Here is a 15,735-nt window from a genome sequence, read left to right on the forward strand (position 1 = left end):
GAATATGAGGAAATGCATGCGTTCCGATTACCTCTTCACCTCCGAATCCGTGTCCGAAGGCCATCCCGACAAGGTTGCCGACCAGATCAGCGACGCGATCGTCGACCTGTTTCTGTCCAAGGATCCGGAGGCGCGCATCGCCTGCGAAACGCTGACCACGACGCAATTGGTGGTGCTCGCCGGCGAGATTCGCGGCAAGGGGATCATGGACGAAGCGGGCAATTGGGCGCCGGGCGTGCCGGAAGAGGTCGAACAGGCGGTTCGCGATACCGTCCGGCGCATCGGCTATGAACAGGACGGCTTTCACTGGCGAACCTTCCGCTTTGAAAACAACCTCCACCCGCAATCGGCGCACATCGCGCAGGGCGTCGATGCCAGCGGCAACAAGGACGAGGGTGCGGGGGACCAGGGGATCATGTTCGGCTATGCCGCCGACGACACGCCAGACCTAATGCCGGCGACGCTCTATTACAGCCACAAGATCCTCGAACAGATGGCGGCCGACCGCCATTCGGGCGCCGCGCCGTTCCTCGAACCCGATGCCAAGAGCCAGGTCACGCTGCGCTATGAGGGCAGCAAGCCGGTCGCCGCCACCGCGATCGTCGTCTCGACGCAGCACGGCAAGGGCTATGACGAAGGCGCCAGGGAAGCCGAGCTCCACGCTTATGTGAAGCGCGTCGTCGCCGCCATCATCCCCGCCGAGCTGCTGTCCGGCGAAACGGTCTATCACATCAACCCGACGGGCAGTTTCGAGATCGGCGGGCCCGACGGCGATGCCGGGCTGACCGGCCGCAAGATCATCGTCGACACCTATGGCGGTGCCTCGCCCCATGGCGGCGGCGCGTTCAGCGGCAAGGACCCGACCAAGGTCGACCGGTCGGCCGCCTATATCACGCGCTATCTCGCCAAGAACATCGTCGCCGCCGGTCTTGCCCAGCGCTGCACGATCCAGCTGGCCTATGCGATCGGCGTTTCCAAGCCCCTGTCGCTCTATGTCGATACGCACGGCACCGGCACGGTCGGCGACGACGAGCTGGAAGTCGCGATCGGCAAGATCGAGAAGCTCGGCGGCCTGACCCCGCGCGGCATCCGCACCCATCTCGGCCTCAACAAGCCGATTTATGCGAAGACTGCCGCCTACGGCCATTTCGGCCGCAAGGCAGAAGGCGACTTCTTCCCCTGGGAGCGTACCGATCTGGGCGACGACCTGAAAACGGCGCTCGCCTGATCCTCGGCGATAATTGCCTGTCGGGGGGGGGCGGGCGCGATCCCCGGGTCTTCTCCGGCCAGCTGATCGGCGTGCTGCGATCACGCCCGGTCGTCGGGGCTGCGATGATCCTCGAGTCGAGGCGGGCCGTTCAGGCGGCGCCAAAGGTCGGCCATCACCCGATTGTGGATCACCCACCGCCGCCACCATTGCGCTGCCCTGACCCTTCTGGCCCGCCGGTCCAGCGCAATGCACAGGGCGAGGATCGCGGCCATCGCGCACGCACACACCGCCAGTATCGCCATTGCGGAGCCGTCCATCCATGATCAATAGGAGCATCGGGCAAAGGGGACAATGCGAGCGCGCACCGGCAAGCGGTAAATCATCCCGACCCGGGTCAGACGAAGCATTGCCGTCCTGCAATCCCCGCGGGGCTGCGCCAAAAATTGACGCTTCCCATGTTGGACATCCTGTGTCTTCATACTATCCGATCTTTTCCATCGTCCATGGCGACCCGACGGAAGTGGCCGGAACAATCGCTGTAGGGCGTGAACTTGTGTGACTTTTGACGACATGCGCTGCGTCCCCGGCAACGCTGTCTCGACCTCGCAATCGCTGGGTCTGCGCTCTAAGCGGCCGGCACCATGAACGACCCGATCACCATCCGCCGCCTCTATGGCCGGCGCCAGGGCCACAAACTCCGCCAGGGCCAGGCATCGTTGGTCGAGGAACTGCTGCCTGCCATATCGGTGCCTGCGACCGGTCCGCTCGACGCCATGCGCCTGTTCGGCGATGGCCGGCCGCTTGAGCTCGAGATCGGCTTCGGCGCGGGCGAGCACCTTGCCGCGCAAGCGGGCAGCACGCCCGGCAACGGCTTCATCGGCTGCGAACCGTTCCTCAACGGCGTGGTCGGCGCGCTCAACCATGTCCGCGACGCCGCGCTGGACAATGTGCGCCTGCATATGGGCGATGCGCTCGACGTGATCGAGCGGCTGCCCGACGCCGGCCTGTCGCGGCTATACCTGCTCCACCCCGATCCGTGGCCGAAAGCCCGGCACGCCAAGCGGCGGATGGTGAATGACGGACCGCTCGACCTGATCGCCGCCAAGCTGAAGCCGGGCGGCGAGTTCCGGCTGGGGACGGACGATCCCACCTATTGCCGCTGGGCGATGATGGTGATGGGGCGCCGCCGCGACTTCCGCTGGACGGCGACGAGCGCGCGGGACTTTCTCGAACGCCCCGCCGATTGGCCGCAAACGCGCTACGAACGCAAGGCGCGGCGACAAGGCCATGAAGTCTGGTATTTCCGATACATACGCATTTAACTCGATACTTTCGACCGTCTGCCAAGCCGTCAGGCGATGCGGATGACGATCTTGCCGGTATGCCAGCCGCTTTCGAGCCGGCGCAAGGCGTCCGGCAGCTGCTCGAACGCATAGCTGCTGTCGATCACCGGCCGGATGCCGGACCCCGTCTCGATCACTTCACCGCGCCGTCGGAACAGAGGATCAGATCGGGGATCGTCGCCGCCCGATAGGCGCCTGATATGAAGATCTTGTCGCGATAGTTGAGCGATGCCGCCCGCATCGCGATCCGGACCTGGCCGGGACCGAGCGGAGCCGGCGCGGGCAGATTCTCGATCGCCAGCGAGGCCGGCCCGCTCAGGCGATGGGTGACGAACGCCTTCATCGGGAAACTCCCGCTATGCGCGACAGCGACGGAGCCGCGCCTGGCTGTCGCCCGCGCCTCACCGCGACGGCATCTCGATCGGGGCGAGCTGCTCGTGGGGGAGCGCCGCGTCGATCGCGGCTTTTTCCTCCGCCGTCAGCCGCAACGCCACGGCGGCCAGGCTGTCGCGCGCGGTCTCCGGGCGGGTCGCGCCCACGATCGGGATCATCACCGGCGAGCGGGCGAGCAGCCAGGCCAGCGCGACCTGCTGCACGCTGACGCCGCGCGCCGTCGCGATCCCGTCCAGCACCGGCAGCGACGCGACGTGGCCGGCGCCGCCCAGCGGCGACCAGGCGAGGAAGGCGATATCCTCCGCCGTGCAATAGGACAGCAGGCCCTCCGCCTCGCGCGCCCAGATCGAATAGCGGTTCTGGACACTGGCGATCGGCACGATCGCCCGCGCCTCGGCGAGCTGCCGGCGGCCGACGTTGCTCAGCCCCACCGCGCCGACCTTGCCCTCCTCGCGCAGCCGCGCCAGCGCGCCGACCTGATCGGCGAACGGCACGGCGGCGTCCGGCCCATGGAGCTGGTAGAGGTCGATCCGCGAAACTCCGAGCGCGCGCAGGCTGCGTTCGCACGCCGCGCGGATATGCTCCGGGCGGCCGTCGCGCGCCCACCCGCCCGAGGTCCGGACATTGCCGCTCTTGGTGGCGAGGAGGATCGCATCGCGCGGGCCGCCCCAGCGCGCGATCGCCTCGGCGAGCAGGGCTTCGTTATGATGCGCTTCGGCCGGGGACGGACCGTAGCAGTCGGCGGTGTCGAAGACGGTCGCGCCCGCATCCAGCGCGGCGCAGATGGTGGCGATGGCGCGTTCGCGGGACGGCAGCGGCAGGTCGGTCGAAAGCCGCATCGGGCCGAACGCGATGGTGGGGCTCCCGCCCTTCAGGATGCCGGGTGTCTCGGTCACGCTCGGAGTCTGTTTGGAAACTCGCGGAAGTGCAAGTTTCGAGGCGGCACCGGCCCGCTCCCCACCCGACCTCCCACAGCGTATCCTGATTGGGAGGTCGGGCGGGGGAGCGGGCCGGTGCCGTAAACGCGCCATAGACGCGTTTCCAAACGGACTCTCAATGCCGGGCCGAACGCAGCAGCCGCCCCGGCCCCGCGCCGGTAATCGACCGTCTCGACACCAATCTCGTCGGCAAGCGTCAGCTGGGCGCGCGGCGCATAGAAACCCGTGTGCTGCACCACAAAGTCGAACGCCCCGGCGAGCGTGGCGGAGTTGCGCATTACCATCTGGATCGCGCCGAACAATGGTGCGGCACGCTGCCTCTCCGCCAGCCGCAACCCGAGATCCGGGCATCCGAGCTGCTCTGCCGCTTGCTCGAGCAAGCGCACCATGCTTCGCGGTAAGACTATCGATTGGCCACTTTCCAAAGTCTGCGGCGCGATGCCGAAATCGTCGAGCATCGCCTTCGGCGAACCGCCCATCTCGGTCACGAGTGCCCAGAAGCACCGTAGTGCCGAGGCGCGTACCCACGGCAGCGATGTAGAATCCGAATCGGCAATATCTGCAGGCATCGTTGGCGCCATGGTCTATCCTCCCCCGGGACTAGCATGGCAGCCGGAGAGCGCGAAAGTGTAGCGATCGCGGCGACGGCCTTGCGTGTGCGGGTTTGACGAGCCTCCGCCGCCTGCTATCCGCGTCCGAAAGGACCTTGTCAGCGAGGCTTCCTTGTGCGACCTTTCGATCGAGGAAATGCGTGACCGCCATGAAATCTGGCACCGCATCCTGAGCATCGCGCGGGACTGCGACCGCTTTGACCGCCAGCTCGTGCTGTCGCAGCTTTGATGCCAGGTCACGACCCTCTGTTCGGGGCGAGTGGATAGCCGTATCGTCTCCGCTGTGATCGGTCTCCGTAAACGCTTTGGGCTGCTGCGGCGACGGCGTGCCGATGCCGCAGCGCCGGATGCGACACCCGATGCCCTGCTGTTCATGGTCGATCCGGGACGTGTTCGGCCTTGGCGCGGCTTGGCGCGTGATGAGACCATGCTGACCCCTCAATCCCGCCGAGACCTGATAAACTCGATTGCCGATGACGGCCAGCGCGTGGCGGCAATCGTCCGCCCAGTGTTCGACGACGCCCATTTTCTTTATGAGATCATTGCCGGATCACGGCGGCTTGCCGCGGTGGCGCAGTTACGCGCGACCACCCGGCCCGATCTTAGGCTGCTGGTCCGGGTCGAGATGGTTGACGATGAAGCGGCCTATCGGCTGGCCGATCTGGATCAGCGAGCCTGCCTTCCGCTCGCACCGATCAACCGCGCGCGCAGCTATGCCCGCGCGCTCGACGAAATTTACAGCGGCGATCAGGGGCGGATGGCCGACCAGCTGCAATTGGGCGAGGACGAGCTTGCCGCGATGCTGATGGTGGCGAGGATCCCGGAACCGGTGGTTGCCGCGTTCGCCGCGCCCGACGACCTGACGCTCGATACCGCGCTGGCGCTTGCCCGGCGTAGTGCCGAACCGGACGGATTGCACCTCCTTGCCACTGCCACGCAGATCGCCATGGCGCAGGCAGCCCGACGCGCCGATGGCCAGCCGCCTTATCCCGCCGATGAGGTGCTGCGCCTGCTCGACCCCGCGGCGCAGGCCGCTGCCCCGACAATGACGCGGGGAACGCCCATACGAGTTGAAGTCACCACCCTCGCCAGCCGGGAGCTGGTGATCCGCCTTACCCCCCGAAAAGCGATGTCCGTCAAGAATTACAGGTTGTTGATCGAGGCCATGCTGGCCGGCGCGGGCGATGCGGGATTTATCGTATCACTCGCGGAAGACGATTCAGATGATCCTTCTCCTTGAGGGTCCGCCCGGATGTCGGGATTGCCCGATCGCCGCCACAGCGCGCGCAGGGCCTGGCCCAGTATTGCGGGCATTCCCGGCCGCAGCAGCAGCAAGTCGCGGATCGCGGGGCCCTTGCGCGCGCCGATCACGCGCTTGTACCCGCTGTCTCCCGCGCCCCAGTCGACCGTCTGTATGCCCCGGTCGATTGCGCGCATGAGATTGCGATAATAGAGCAGCTTGCCCGGCGAATGCTTGGCAAAGGCCGGGTCATAGCTGTTGGCGATGGCATAGCTGAACGGGCCGACGTCCATGTCGAACGAAAAGGCGGCCGGTGCGTCACCGACCGCCAGCATCGCCGTACGCAGCATCGCCGCCAGCACCGGATCGCCGGTCAGCGATCGCCAGAAGGTGCCATGACCGCCGCGGGTGAACTTGGCGTCGCGGCCATCGGTGGATGTGGCGATCCAGCTTTTCTCCTCGACCGCGGCCATCTGGTCGAACCCGCCCGCCGCCAGAGCCGCGCCCTCGAGAAAGCGCCAGTCGAGCGCGCCATGGCTTGCCAGATGCTTTTCGTGAAAGCGGTTCTTCTTGATGGTCGATGGCCGCGGCCATGCGCCGCCCGCGCGCACCGCGGCGAGATCGAGCAGGTAGCTGTCGGCGACGAAGCGATCGAGCACCGCCCAGCCGCGTGCCCGCGCCGCAGCGACGAACGGCGTGACGATGGCGTCGCCGTCATAGCTTGGACCGATGCGCAGTGCGTTGACCTCGCGCGCCAGCCCGTCCAGCAGCGCCACGTGGCCGCGCTCGTTGATACCCTGGCGCGCCGGAAAGCAGCGAAACGGCCAATAACACCCTGGCACCGTCGCCAGCGCCGCCGGTTCTGGACCGAAGCGGATGAACGGCAGCGCGGCGATGGCCTCGCCATCATCCTCGACCACGATCGTCCGTGCGCGTCCGCCATAGGCCAGCAAGGCTGAGGCGTACCAGTGATAACGCAGGAAACGGTGACCCACCGGCGCCGCTTCGGCGACCACGTCGATCAGCGACGACAGCCCGTCGAACGCGGTGGCGCGCATCGTCGGCAGCAGACGGTGGCGGCTGGTCAGCAAGAGCGGCGGCGGCATGGCAACCGCGATAGCGTCCAGCCGTTACCATCCCGTTTGACAAGTCAGCCCGTCCGCACCCAGGCTCGTGCCGCGTCGACCGGCTCGACCCTCGTCCGCCGCATGGCGCAGCAATGCATTGCTCCAATACCTTTCATTCGCAGGCACGACGCCCCATGGTGGTCGCAGATGCCGACACTTCCCGCTGTCTCGACGATCGCCCAGGCGATCCAGCTGTCATTGTCGCCGGTATTCATGCTGGCCGGCATCGGCGCGCTGCTCAATGTCCTGGCGGGGCGCCTGTCGCGGGTGGTCGATCGCGGCCGGATGGTGGAGGCCCTCCATCCCGGCTCGACCGGCCCCGAACATGATCGCCACGTGTGGGAGCTGCGCCTGCTCGACCGGCGCATCTCGATCATCAACGCCGCGTTGTTCCTGGCCGTCTCCAGCGCGGTAATGACGTGCCTGGTGGTGGCGTTGCTGTTCGTCGCGGAACTGACCGGATTGCATATCGGCGATGCCGTCGCGCTGGCGTTCATCCTGGCGATGGTGCTGCTGATCTCCGCGCTGGTCGGGTTCATGATCGAGGTGCGCGTGTCGCTGCATGCGATCCGCATCCGTGCCGAATTACTGGAACATCGCCGATGACCGAGAAACGACTGTTGCAGGCGGTCGTCACCCTCGCTTGCCTGGTGCCGTTGTCGGTGGGGGGATGGAGCATCCTTCACGGACCCGGTTTCCTAGGGCATCCGCCGGTCATCCCGCGCGACCTCGACAGCCATTTCCGCTACATTTCGGGCATCTTCTTCGGCGTCGGCATCGCCTTTGCGACCTGCATACCGGGAATCGAGCACAAGGGCCCGCGCTTTCGCCTGCTCGGCGCGCTGGTCGTGTGCGGCGGGCTGTCGCGGGTCGGCTCGCTGCTGGCGGTCGGCGCACCCGGCGGCGGCCACCTATTCGGCTTTGCCATGGAATTGGGGACGGTGCCGCTGCTGATGCTGTGGCAATGGCGCTTCGCTCAGCGATTTCCGTCAAGCCCGGCGCCGGCATCGACCGTCGGCAGATAGCGTGGCGCGATCCGGGCCCTGGCAGCCTGTTCGTAGACATAACCCGCACCGAGAAGTGTCGCTTCGCTATAGGCCTGTCCGATAAAAGACACCCCGACCGGCAGCCCGTGGACCAGCCCCATCGGCACCGTCAGGTTCGGATAGCCCGAGATCGCCGGCAGCTCGGACGAGGACGGGCCGCTGAACTGGTCGCCGTAAACGGGATCGCTCAGCCACGGCGCGCCATAGGTCGGCTCGACCAGGATCGTCGCGCCGGCCGCCTTCAGCATCGTGTCAATGGCGCCCTTCGCGCCCTCCAGCGAGGTTGCGCGCGCATCCATGTAATCGGCGTCGGCCAGCCCTTTCGTCGCCTGCGCCATGTCGAAGATCTCCTGCCCAAAATACGGCATCTCCGTTGCCGCATTCGCCTTGTCGAAGGCGATGACGTCGGCCAGCGTTCGCGTCCTGACCGCTGCCGGCGTGGTCGCAAGGTATTTGTCGAGGTCGGTCTTCAACTCGACCTTGAGCACGGTGAACTCGGCATCGCCGACCTTGTCGGTCTTCGGCCGCTGGACGTCGACCAGCACCGCGCCTTGCGCCTTCAGCACCGCCAGCGCGGCATCAAAGCGTGCGGCGAGCGGCGCCGGCATGTCGGGACGCAGCACCGCAATCCGTACGTCCTTCAGCGACGCCTTGCTCAGCCCCGCCGCATAATCCTTGCGATACTTGCCCGCGCCGGCAGTGGCAGGATCGGCAGGATCGGCGCCGATCATTGCCGAGAACAGGATAGCGGCGTCGCGCACGCTGCGCGCCATCGGGCCGGGCGTATCCTGGCTATGGCTGATCGGCACGACCCGGGTGCGGCTGACCAGCCCGACCGTGGGCTTCAGCCCGACCAGCCCGTTCATGGACGACGGGCACACGACCGATCCGTCGGTCTCGGTGCCCAGCCCCGCCGCGGCGAAGCTCGCCGCAATCCCGGCCCCCGTTCCCGACGACGATCCACAGGCGGTGCGATCGAGCGCATAAGGGTTGCGGACCAGCCCGCCCACCGCGCTCCACCCGCTCATCGACTTGATCGACCGGATATTTGCCCATTCGCTCAAGTTGGTCTTGCCCAGGATCACCGCGCCCTGCGCGCGCAGCAGCGCCACCACTGGGGCGTCACGGCCCGTCACATTGTCCTTCAACGCCAGGCTGCCGGCGGTGGTCGCGACCGGGTCTCTGGTCTCGATATTGTCCTTGATGAGCAGCGGCACGCCGTCCAGCGGGCCGAGCGTCTTGCCCGCCTTACGCCGCGCATCGCTGGCGCGCGCCTGAGCGACGGCGTCGGGGTTGATCGCGATCACGGCGCGCAGCGTCGGCCCGGCCCGGTCCATCGCCGCGATCCGCGCGAGATAGGCGCGGGTGACGCCCTCGCTGCTGGCGCCGCCAGCCATCGCGGCGCGCAACTGGTCGATCGACTGTTCCTCGACCACCGGCACCGCTTGTGCGAGCGCCGGCAGCGGTGTGGCCAGCAGGACGAAAGCGGTAAGGCGTCGCATCGATTTTCCTTCATTTCGCTTGTGGCGCCGCACACCGCCTGAACACCGGCACCGCGTGATCTCTATTGATACCCCAGCGCGGCGAACTTGGCATTCAGCCAATAGAACGACGCGCCCGACGAGATCGCCACCAGCGCGCACAATACCCAGCCGATCGGCGTCGGCATCTGGCGCACCGGATCGCGATATTGCCAGCGCGCACCGCCGATCAGGAAGAACAGCCCGAAAACGATCAGCGCAGGCACCAGCACGAAGATCTTGATCGAATAATCCACGCGCGGGGCATGCGCCTCTGCCGCCCGTAACGGCAGCACAATACCCTCCCAGCCAAAAGCAGCCGCGGCGATCAACGACACCAGCCCGCCCAACCGAAATTTTGTATCCTCTCCCATATGACCCCCATTTTATGCCATGTCCTAGTCATGAATGAAAAGAGGTTGCCGAGGCCCGTCAGGGCCCCGGCAACCTCCTAACATGGTCAGCGGCCGGAAGCTCCAGCCCGGAAGGACCATGCGAACCGCGGGTCACGGGCCATGCGTTGATTGGGGGAGGATACCCCCCGCGCAGCCCCGCCGACCCTTTTAGCGGCGCGTCCCCCGAACGAACTGAACCGACCCCCTTGCTGAACCATGAGACATCGGATCACCTCCTTTCGCTAGTTGAAACGGCGTGCCCGGCCTGGGCACGATCGCAATGTGAATCACGCGGCCGCTCAATACAAGCCTTGTAATGATCAACGTTTTCGACGAACCTTTATGGCCCGCTTCGATGGCCTGCAGGGCATGACATTCTCCTCTCGTTGCGGACCATTGAGAGAGGTCGGTCATCCCCGGCAATCCTCGATCACCCGGTCGACCTCGGCCCAGGCAGGGACGACCAGCGGCGGCGCGCCGGGGCGATCGAGCACGAAGCGTCCTCGGCTGAACGCCATGGCGTCGAACAGCGGGTCGTTCACCGGAAGCGCGGCGGCGACATAGGGGAGTCCGCCGCCCACCGGCTGCACCGGCAGCGCACGGGTCAGGCTGGTGGTGCGTACGGTCACAGTCGTCGCCCTTGCCCCGGCGACCGACAAGTAGAGCGACCGCGCCGCGGCGTCGCAGCGCAGCGTCACGCGGGCGTCCTCGCCGACCGTCCCGAACAAAGCGATCGACCCCCGGCCGTCGCTGCGATAGGCCCAATCGCCAGGCGTAATCGGCCAATCGCGCCAGTCCGAACCGAGCGGCATCGGCGTCGGGACGGGTCGGGACACCACTGCCGGCGCTGGCCCGGCCCGGGGCGCGGGTGGAGGCGTCGGCACGCAACTGGCGACGATCACCACCAGGGCGACGATGCCGACCGGCACGGCAAAGGGCAGAAGGCGACGCACCTTCGGCTTATGACGCGTCCGCGCCCGCGCCTCAACCCTCGTCCAGCGACCCGGTCTCATGGCGATAGCCGTGGAACGATGCGCTCAGCTGGACTAGACCACAGCCGCCCAAGAGGAAATTGTTCATGCCCGATCGTCCCCCTGCCGCGCTGCTGACCCCCGCGACGTGCGCCGCCACGCTGAAGGTCAAGAGCCGCGAGGGCGGCTCGGTCGGTACTCTCCACGCCTTCATGGTCCACAAAAGATCGGGCCGCGCGACGCATGCCGTGCTCGGCCTTGGCGGGCTGCTCGGGATGGGCAAGAGCTTCTATCCGGTGCCGATCCAATTGCTCACCTATGATCGCGCGCTCGATCAATATGTCGCGTCGGTCGACGCCAAGGTGCTGGAGGGCGGCCCCAATTGGACAAGCACCGCCCCCGAATTCGACCAGGCCTATGCCGATCGCGTGGCAAGCTATTACGGTGCAGAGAAGTACGAACTGGAACTGGGCTGAGGCTCAGGCGGGCACGTACGACATCTGAAGGCAATCGCCCACTGCCGAACACCGATCCGTCTACCGACGCCAGCTTGATGTCGGCGTTGATCATCGCCGCCCTGCTCCCCCGAACTTGCGCTGGGTCTTGCCGTAACGCGTCTTGCGGGTCCCCGGCTTGCCCTCGTTCGAGCGTCCCATCACCGGCGCGCGGTGTTCGTCGGCGGGCAGCCCAAGCTCCTCGGCTTCCAGCGACCTGATCTCGTCGCGCAGGCGGCCGGCGGTCTCGAATTCCAGGTCGGCGGCGGCGGCGCGCATCTTCCTTTCCAGTTCCTCGATATAGGCGCGCAGATTGTGACCGACCATATGCGGCCGCTCGTCGTCGATCTCGATCGTGACCTGGTCGCGGCTGGCCACGTCCTTGATGATGTCGCCGATGTTCCGCTTGATCGTGGTCGGCGTTATTCCGTTCAGCTCGTTATAGGCGTGCTGTTTTTCCCGCCGGCGCCCGGTCTCGTTGAGGGCGCGCTCCATGCTGCCGGTCATGCGATCGGCATAGAGGATGACGCGACCGTCGACATTGCGCGCGGCGCGGCCGATCGTCTGGATCAGCGAGGTTTCCGACCGCAGGAACCCTTCCTTGTCCGCATCGAGGATGCAGACGAGCCCGCATTCGGGAATATCGAGCCCCTCGCGCAGCAGGTTGATGCCGACCAGCACGTCGTAGACACCAAGCCTGAGATCGCGGATCAACTCGATCCTCTCCAAAGTCTCGACATCCGAGTGCATGTAACGGACCTTCAACCCCGCCTCGTGCATGAACTCGGTCAGGTCCTCCGCCATCCGCTTGGTCAGCGTGGTGACCAGCGTGCGATAGCCCATCGCCGTCGTCTTGCGGCATTCGTTGATGCAATCCTGCACCTGGTCCTCGACCGGCTTGATCTCGACCGGGGGATCGATCAGCCCGGTCGGGCGGATCACCTGCTCGGCAAAGACGCCGCCGGTCTGCTCCATCTCCCACCCGCCCGGCGTCGCCGAGACGTAGGTGGTCTGCGGGCGCATCGCGTCCCATTCGTTGAAGCGCAACGGACGGTTGTCGATGCAGCTCGGCAAGCGGAAGCCATATTCGGCCAGCGTGATCTTGCGCCGGTGGTCGCCCCGCGCCATGCCGTTGATCTGGCCGATCGTCTGGTGGCTTTCGTCGACGAACAGCAACGCGTTCTCGGGCAGGTATTCGAACAAAGTCGGCGGCGGCTCGCCCGGCATGCGCCCGGTCAGGAAGCGGCTGTAATTCTCGATTCCCGCGCAGCTGCCCGTAGCCGTGATCATTTCCAGGTCGAAGTTGGTGCGCTGCTCCAGCCGTTGGAGCTCGAGCAGCTTGCCCTCCGCCTCCAGCTCCTTGAGCCGTTCGGCGAGTTCGTGACGGATCGCCTCCATCGCCTGCTTCAGCGTCGGGCCGGGCGTGACGTAGTGCGAATTGGCGAACACGCGGACATAGGCAAGGCTGGCAACCTTCTTGCCGGTCAGCGGATCGAACTCGACGATCTCCTCAATTTCGTCGCCGAAGAACGACACCCGCCACGCGGTGTCCTCGTAATGCGACGGGAAAATTTCCAGCGTGTCGCCTTTCACGCGAAACTTGCCGCGTGAAAATTCACTATCATTGCGCTTATACTGAAGTGCAACCAGCTTCCGCACGATCTCGCGCTGGTCGACGCTCTGGCCCTTCTTCAGGTCGAAGATCATCGCCGAATAGGTCTCGACCGAGCCGATGCCATAGAGGCAGCTGACCGAGGCGACGATGATGACGTCGTCGCGTTCGAGCAAAGACCGGGTGGCGCTGTGGCGCATCCGGTCGATCGACTCGTTTATCGAGCTTTCCTTTTCGATATACGTGTCGGATCGCGGGACATAAGCCTCGGGCTGGTAATAATCGTAATAGGAGACGAAATACTCGACCGCATTGTCGGGAAAGAAGCTCTTGAACTCGCCATAAAGCTGCGCGGCGAGGATCTTGTTCGGCGCGAGCACCAGCGCCGGGCGCTGCAGCGTCTCGATTACCTTGGCCATGGTGAAGGTCTTGCCCGATCCCGTCACCCCCAGCAGCACCTGGTCGCGCTCGCCGGCCAGCGCCGCCCCGGTCAGTTCGCGGATCGCACTTGGCTGGTCGCCCGCCGGCTCATAGTCGCTGACGAGCTTGAAGGCCCTGCCGCCCTCAGCCTTTTCGGGGCGTTGGGGACGGTGCGGCACGAACGATTCGCCGGTTTCGGGCTCGGCGAGGCTGGTGCGAATCTGGATCGGCATAGGCGAACATATGGGGCTCGCGGCGGGCGCCGCAATCCGCCGCGGCGCCGTTCTATCGCAGGCGTCGATAGGCGACGCGCCACATCGCCACGCCGATCCCCGCCGCCATCGCCGCCAGCGCCACGCTGGTCGCGATGGCGCTCGCCCAGCGGAACAGCGCCGCGCGCGCGTCGATCCCCGGGGGCGCCAACAAGCCGAACCCGTGCGTCTGTCCGGCCAGGAAGAGCACGAAGCCGATCGCTCCCCCCAATGCGGCGGCATGACCGGGGCCGCGGCGGCCCGCGCCATGGAGCAGCGCCCAGGGCAAGGCGGCAAGGGCAGTGATCCCGGCCGCCGCGATCATGCCGCCGCCAAGGAAGGTGGTCGCCAGCACCGCCCCGTCAGCCTGTCCGGCGGCGACCGCTAAGATCGTTGCGATCGCGCCGCAGATCAGTCCGCCGGCACCGATCGCCAGCCCGGCGCGGTCAATGGACGTCTCATAGGCGCTCGTCATTGCCTGCCCGCCGTACCTCGCCGCCGTGCCTTCGTACACTCTACTGGCCGGCACCGCCGTCAAGCCCATATCTATCGCAAGGCACGAACCGCCGGGGTGTCAAGGCAGCGCAACAGGGCGGCGCGCGCCACGGGGGCCACCCGCGGCGGCGGCGCATAAGCGGGGACCGACACCGTCCGCCCGATCGGCACGGCCGCGAAGCCGCGCTGGCCCGAGCACCGCTCGGCGGCGGCGAGCAACCGCGGCGGCGTATCCCAGGCCTCGTAGGACAGCCGGAACGTCGCCCAGTGGATGCCGATCGCGCGCGCCGCGCCCAGCCGGCGCTGCACCTCGACCGCGTCGACCGGGCCGATATGGCTGCCCGACACCATCTGTCCGGCGGTGAAGCGGAACGCGCCGATCGGAATCAGCGCCAGCCGTACCGGACCCAGCCGCGCGGCCTCATCGGCCCAGCGGAGATCGCCCACCCCCGTATCGCCCGCGAAGAACAAATTGCCGCCGCGCAGCCGCACCACGAAGCTGGACCACAGCGCGCGGTTGCGGTCGGCGATCCAGCGGCTGCCCCAATGATGGTTGCGCGTGACGATCACGTCGGCACCCTTCACCGTCACGCGCCCGCCCCAGTCGAGCGCGGTGGCAGGCACGCCAGCCTGGCCGATGACGCTGTCATTGCCCAGGCTGGTGACGATCGCCGGCCGGTCGCGATCCCACAGCTTCCTGAGGGTCGTCAGGTCCATGTGATCGTAATGATCGTGGCTGACGAGCACGATATCGATCGGCGGCAAGTCGTCGAACCGCGCGCCGGGTTCGGCTATCCGCCCGGGCCCGATGCCGAACGGTCCGGCGCGGTCGCTCCACACCGGATCGGTCAGGATGTTGAGCCCCTGGGTCTGGATCAGCACGGTGGCGTGGCCGATCCACGTCACCGCCATCGCGTCGCCCATCACCCGCGCCGGGGGTCGTACCGGGGTGACGGCAACGCGCTGCGGCCAAGCGGGCCGCCGGTCGCCCCCCAGGACATAGCGCACGATCGCGCCGCGCCCGCCGGGCGGCGACAGATCGTCGTCACCGCCATCGGGGTTGAAGAACCGGGCACCGTCGAAATGGTCGCTGACCGGCCCGCGATAATAGATTGCGTCGAGAAAGTCGGGCGCGATCGCGCCTGCCAGGCAGAGCCCGATGACGACGAACAGCAGGGTCCTGCCAAGGGCGCCAGCGAAACGCATCCTGCCCCATCGGCGCACGCAGCGAGCTTGGCAACCTCTGCCCCAGGGCGAATCGCCCTACAGCGTCCCTTACCAATGCCAGCGCGACCCCCAGCACCACCGACAGCAACGCGCTCTGCACCGCCTCCGTCTTGGAATAGGCGGTGCCGACGACGAAATTGCTCTCGCCAAACGCCATCAGCAACAGGTTGGTGGCGACGATCTGCGCCAGCCCACCCGCCGCACACCAGGGCAGGAACCAGCCTCCCAGCCCGGGAAACGGCGCCAGCATCGCCAGCGCGACCGGCAGACCGTAAAGATAGCGAATCAGCCCCGCGGCGTTGATCGACAGCGTCCTCGACACCCGCCGCTGCACCGCCGTCCGCCACGCCTGCATCGCACCCCCGATCAGCGCGGCGGGCAGCCAGATAACGGTCATCGTGTCGTAAGCCGCGCGGCCAAGACGTCGGACAGAAAATTCAGG

18 protein-coding genes and 1 pseudogene are annotated in these 15,735 nt (G+C 66.7%); 6 read left to right on the forward strand and 13 right to left on the reverse strand.

Going from position 1 to position 15,735, the window contains the following annotated elements; translation table 11 throughout:
* The first annotated feature begins 16 nt into the window (after window positions 1-16).
* A complete protein-coding gene (gene metK, locus ACFE7K_RS09435) occupies window positions 17-1,228 on the forward strand; it encodes a methionine adenosyltransferase (RefSeq protein ID WP_375397937.1) in 1,212 nt (403 codons plus the stop codon).
* A gap of 80 nt (window positions 1,229-1,308) precedes the next feature.
* Here the strand turns inward: metK and ACFE7K_RS09440 are convergent, their stop codons facing one another.
* Window positions 1,309-1,527, reverse strand: coding sequence for a hypothetical protein (locus ACFE7K_RS09440; RefSeq protein WP_375397938.1), 219 nt, complete (start codon window positions 1,525-1,527; stop codon window positions 1,309-1,311).
* A 324-nt stretch (window positions 1,528-1,851) separates the two neighbouring features.
* On the opposite strand from ACFE7K_RS09440, the gene ACFE7K_RS09445 reads away from it, so the two are divergent.
* Complete coding sequence (locus ACFE7K_RS09445; protein ID WP_375397939.1) at window positions 1,852-2,532, forward strand: tRNA (guanine(46)-N(7))-methyltransferase TrmB; 681 nt, start codon at window positions 1,852-1,854, stop codon at window positions 2,530-2,532.
* Between the two features lie 29 nt (window positions 2,533-2,561).
* Here ACFE7K_RS09445 and ACFE7K_RS09450 read toward each other — a convergent pair whose 3' ends face one another.
* The 4 genes from ACFE7K_RS09450 to ACFE7K_RS09465 are packed head-to-tail and all read right to left on the reverse strand — an operon-like array spanning window position 2,562 to window position 4,465.
* A complete protein-coding gene (locus ACFE7K_RS09450) occupies window positions 2,562-2,690 on the reverse strand; it encodes a zinc-binding dehydrogenase (RefSeq protein ID WP_375397940.1) in 129 nt (42 codons plus the stop codon).
* The gene (locus ACFE7K_RS09455) at window positions 2,687-2,896 is read right to left on the reverse strand and encodes a hypothetical protein (RefSeq protein WP_375397941.1); all 210 of its coding nucleotides are present in this window, start codon (window positions 2,894-2,896) and stop codon (window positions 2,687-2,689) included. The genes ACFE7K_RS09450 and ACFE7K_RS09455 overlap by 4 nt, the downstream gene beginning before the upstream one ends.
* A gap of 58 nt (window positions 2,897-2,954) precedes the next feature.
* Window positions 2,955-3,842: an aldo/keto reductase gene (locus tag ACFE7K_RS09460; RefSeq protein WP_375397942.1), complete on the reverse strand. Its 888-nt coding sequence runs from the start codon at window positions 3,840-3,842 to the stop codon at window positions 2,955-2,957.
* Entirely contained in the window at window positions 3,839-4,465 is a 627-nt protein-coding gene (locus ACFE7K_RS09465; RefSeq protein WP_375397943.1) for an AraC family transcriptional regulator ligand-binding domain-containing protein, read from the reverse strand. Before ACFE7K_RS09465 ends, ACFE7K_RS09460 begins: the two co-directional genes overlap by 4 nt.
* Before the next feature lie 403 nt (window positions 4,466-4,868).
* On the opposite strand from ACFE7K_RS09465, the gene ACFE7K_RS09470 reads away from it, so the two are divergent.
* A complete protein-coding gene (locus tag ACFE7K_RS09470; RefSeq protein ID WP_375397982.1) occupies window positions 4,869-5,735 on the forward strand; it encodes a ParB/RepB/Spo0J family partition protein in 867 nt (288 codons plus the stop codon).
* Here the strand turns inward: ACFE7K_RS09470 and ACFE7K_RS09475 are convergent.
* Window positions 5,639-6,841 (reverse strand): GNAT family N-acetyltransferase, encoded by a 1,203-nt coding sequence (locus ACFE7K_RS09475; protein ID WP_375397944.1) that lies wholly within the window; start codon window positions 6,839-6,841, stop codon window positions 5,639-5,641. The genes ACFE7K_RS09470 and ACFE7K_RS09475 overlap by 97 nt on opposite strands.
* Before the next feature lie 168 nt (window positions 6,842-7,009).
* Between ACFE7K_RS09475 and ACFE7K_RS09480 the strand changes: the two genes are divergently transcribed.
* On the forward strand, window positions 7,010-7,468 hold the full coding sequence (locus tag ACFE7K_RS09480) for a DUF2721 domain-containing protein (RefSeq protein WP_375397945.1): 459 nt from the start codon (window positions 7,010-7,012) through the stop codon (window positions 7,466-7,468).
* Entirely contained in the window at window positions 7,465-7,887 is a 423-nt protein-coding gene (locus ACFE7K_RS09485) for a DUF4345 domain-containing protein (protein ID WP_375397946.1), read from the forward strand. The genes ACFE7K_RS09480 and ACFE7K_RS09485 overlap by 4 nt, the downstream gene beginning before the upstream one ends.
* Here the strand turns inward: ACFE7K_RS09485 and ACFE7K_RS09490 are convergent.
* From ACFE7K_RS09490 to ACFE7K_RS09500, 3 genes are all read right to left on the reverse strand, one after another.
* Complete coding sequence (locus ACFE7K_RS09490; protein WP_375397947.1) at window positions 7,839-9,410, reverse strand: amidase; 1,572 nt, start codon at window positions 9,408-9,410, stop codon at window positions 7,839-7,841. The genes ACFE7K_RS09485 and ACFE7K_RS09490 overlap by 49 nt on opposite strands.
* A gap of 62 nt (window positions 9,411-9,472) precedes the next feature.
* On the reverse strand, window positions 9,473-9,802 hold the full coding sequence (locus ACFE7K_RS09495; protein ID WP_375397948.1) for a hypothetical protein: 330 nt from the start codon (window positions 9,800-9,802) through the stop codon (window positions 9,473-9,475).
* Between the two features lie 431 nt (window positions 9,803-10,233).
* Window positions 10,234-10,776, reverse strand: coding sequence for a hypothetical protein (locus tag ACFE7K_RS09500; protein WP_375397949.1), 543 nt, complete (start codon window positions 10,774-10,776; stop codon window positions 10,234-10,236).
* A gap of 125 nt (window positions 10,777-10,901) precedes the next feature.
* Here ACFE7K_RS09500 and ACFE7K_RS09505 point away from each other — a divergent pair, with 125 nt between their 5' ends.
* The gene (locus tag ACFE7K_RS09505; protein ID WP_375397950.1) at window positions 10,902-11,270 is read left to right on the forward strand and encodes a PRC-barrel domain containing protein; all 369 of its coding nucleotides are present in this window, start codon (window positions 10,902-10,904) and stop codon (window positions 11,268-11,270) included.
* A gap of 90 nt (window positions 11,271-11,360) precedes the next feature.
* Here the strand turns inward: ACFE7K_RS09505 and uvrB are convergent, their stop codons facing one another.
* The 4 genes and pseudogenes from uvrB to ACFE7K_RS09525 form a co-directional block, all read right to left on the reverse strand.
* On the reverse strand, window positions 11,361-13,553 hold the full coding sequence (uvrB, locus tag ACFE7K_RS09510; RefSeq protein ID WP_375397951.1) for an excinuclease ABC subunit UvrB: 2,193 nt from the start codon (window positions 13,551-13,553) through the stop codon (window positions 11,361-11,363).
* Window positions 13,554-13,605: 52 nt separating this feature from the next.
* Window positions 13,606-14,115, reverse strand: a complete 510-nt coding sequence (locus tag ACFE7K_RS09515; RefSeq protein ID WP_375397952.1) for a hypothetical protein — start codon at window positions 14,113-14,115, stop codon at window positions 13,606-13,608.
* A gap of 2 nt (window positions 14,116-14,117) precedes the next feature.
* On the reverse strand, window positions 14,118-15,272 hold the full coding sequence (locus tag ACFE7K_RS09520; RefSeq protein ID WP_375397953.1) for an MBL fold metallo-hydrolase: 1,155 nt from the start codon (window positions 15,270-15,272) through the stop codon (window positions 14,118-14,120).
* Window positions 15,273-15,363: 91 nt separating this feature from the next.
* Window positions 15,364-15,690 (reverse strand): annotated as a pseudogene (locus ACFE7K_RS09525) (EamA/RhaT family transporter); the annotation flags it as partial.
* Window positions 15,691-15,735 lie beyond the last annotated feature (45 nt).

The sequence above is a fragment of the uncultured Sphingomonas sp. genome (assembly GCF_964244265.1).
GTDB lineage: Bacteria > Pseudomonadota > Alphaproteobacteria > Sphingomonadales > Sphingomonadaceae > Sphingomonas.

Coding starts and splice junctions, on each gene's coding strand:
- ACFE7K_RS09455 (WP_375397941.1), bottom strand. CDS start 2,896: ATGAAGGCGTTCGTCACCCATCGCCTGAGCGGGCCGGCCTCGCTGGCG.
- ACFE7K_RS09485 (WP_375397946.1), top strand. CDS start 7,465: ATGACCGAGAAACGACTGTTGCAGGCGGTCGTCACCCTCGCTTGCCTG.
- ACFE7K_RS09480 (WP_375397945.1), top strand. CDS start 7,010: ATGCCGACACTTCCCGCTGTCTCGACGATCGCCCAGGCGATCCAGCTG.
- ACFE7K_RS09505 (WP_375397950.1), top strand. CDS start 10,902: ATGCCCGATCGTCCCCCTGCCGCGCTGCTGACCCCCGCGACGTGCGCC.
- metK (WP_375397937.1), top strand. CDS start 17: ATGCGTTCCGATTACCTCTTCACCTCCGAATCCGTGTCCGAAGGCCAT.
- ACFE7K_RS09475 (WP_375397944.1), bottom strand. CDS start 6,841: ATGCCGCCGCCGCTCTTGCTGACCAGCCGCCACCGTCTGCTGCCGACG.
- ACFE7K_RS09465 (WP_375397943.1), bottom strand. CDS start 4,465: ATGGCGCCAACGATGCCTGCAGATATTGCCGATTCGGATTCTACATCG.
- ACFE7K_RS09470 (WP_375397982.1), top strand. CDS start 4,869: ATGGTCGATCCGGGACGTGTTCGGCCTTGGCGCGGCTTGGCGCGTGAT.
- uvrB (WP_375397951.1), bottom strand. CDS start 13,553: ATGCCGATCCAGATTCGCACCAGCCTCGCCGAGCCCGAAACCGGCGAA.
- ACFE7K_RS09445 (WP_375397939.1), top strand. CDS start 1,852: ATGAACGACCCGATCACCATCCGCCGCCTCTATGGCCGGCGCCAGGGC.
- ACFE7K_RS09490 (WP_375397947.1), bottom strand. CDS start 9,410: ATGCGACGCCTTACCGCTTTCGTCCTGCTGGCCACACCGCTGCCGGCG.
- ACFE7K_RS09515 (WP_375397952.1), bottom strand. CDS start 14,115: ATGGGCTTGACGGCGGTGCCGGCCAGTAGAGTGTACGAAGGCACGGCG.
- ACFE7K_RS09520 (WP_375397953.1), bottom strand. CDS start 15,272: ATGCGTTTCGCTGGCGCCCTTGGCAGGACCCTGCTGTTCGTCGTCATC.
- ACFE7K_RS09440 (WP_375397938.1), bottom strand. CDS start 1,527: ATGGACGGCTCCGCAATGGCGATACTGGCGGTGTGTGCGTGCGCGATG.
- ACFE7K_RS09495 (WP_375397948.1), bottom strand. CDS start 9,802: ATGGGAGAGGATACAAAATTTCGGTTGGGCGGGCTGGTGTCGTTGATC.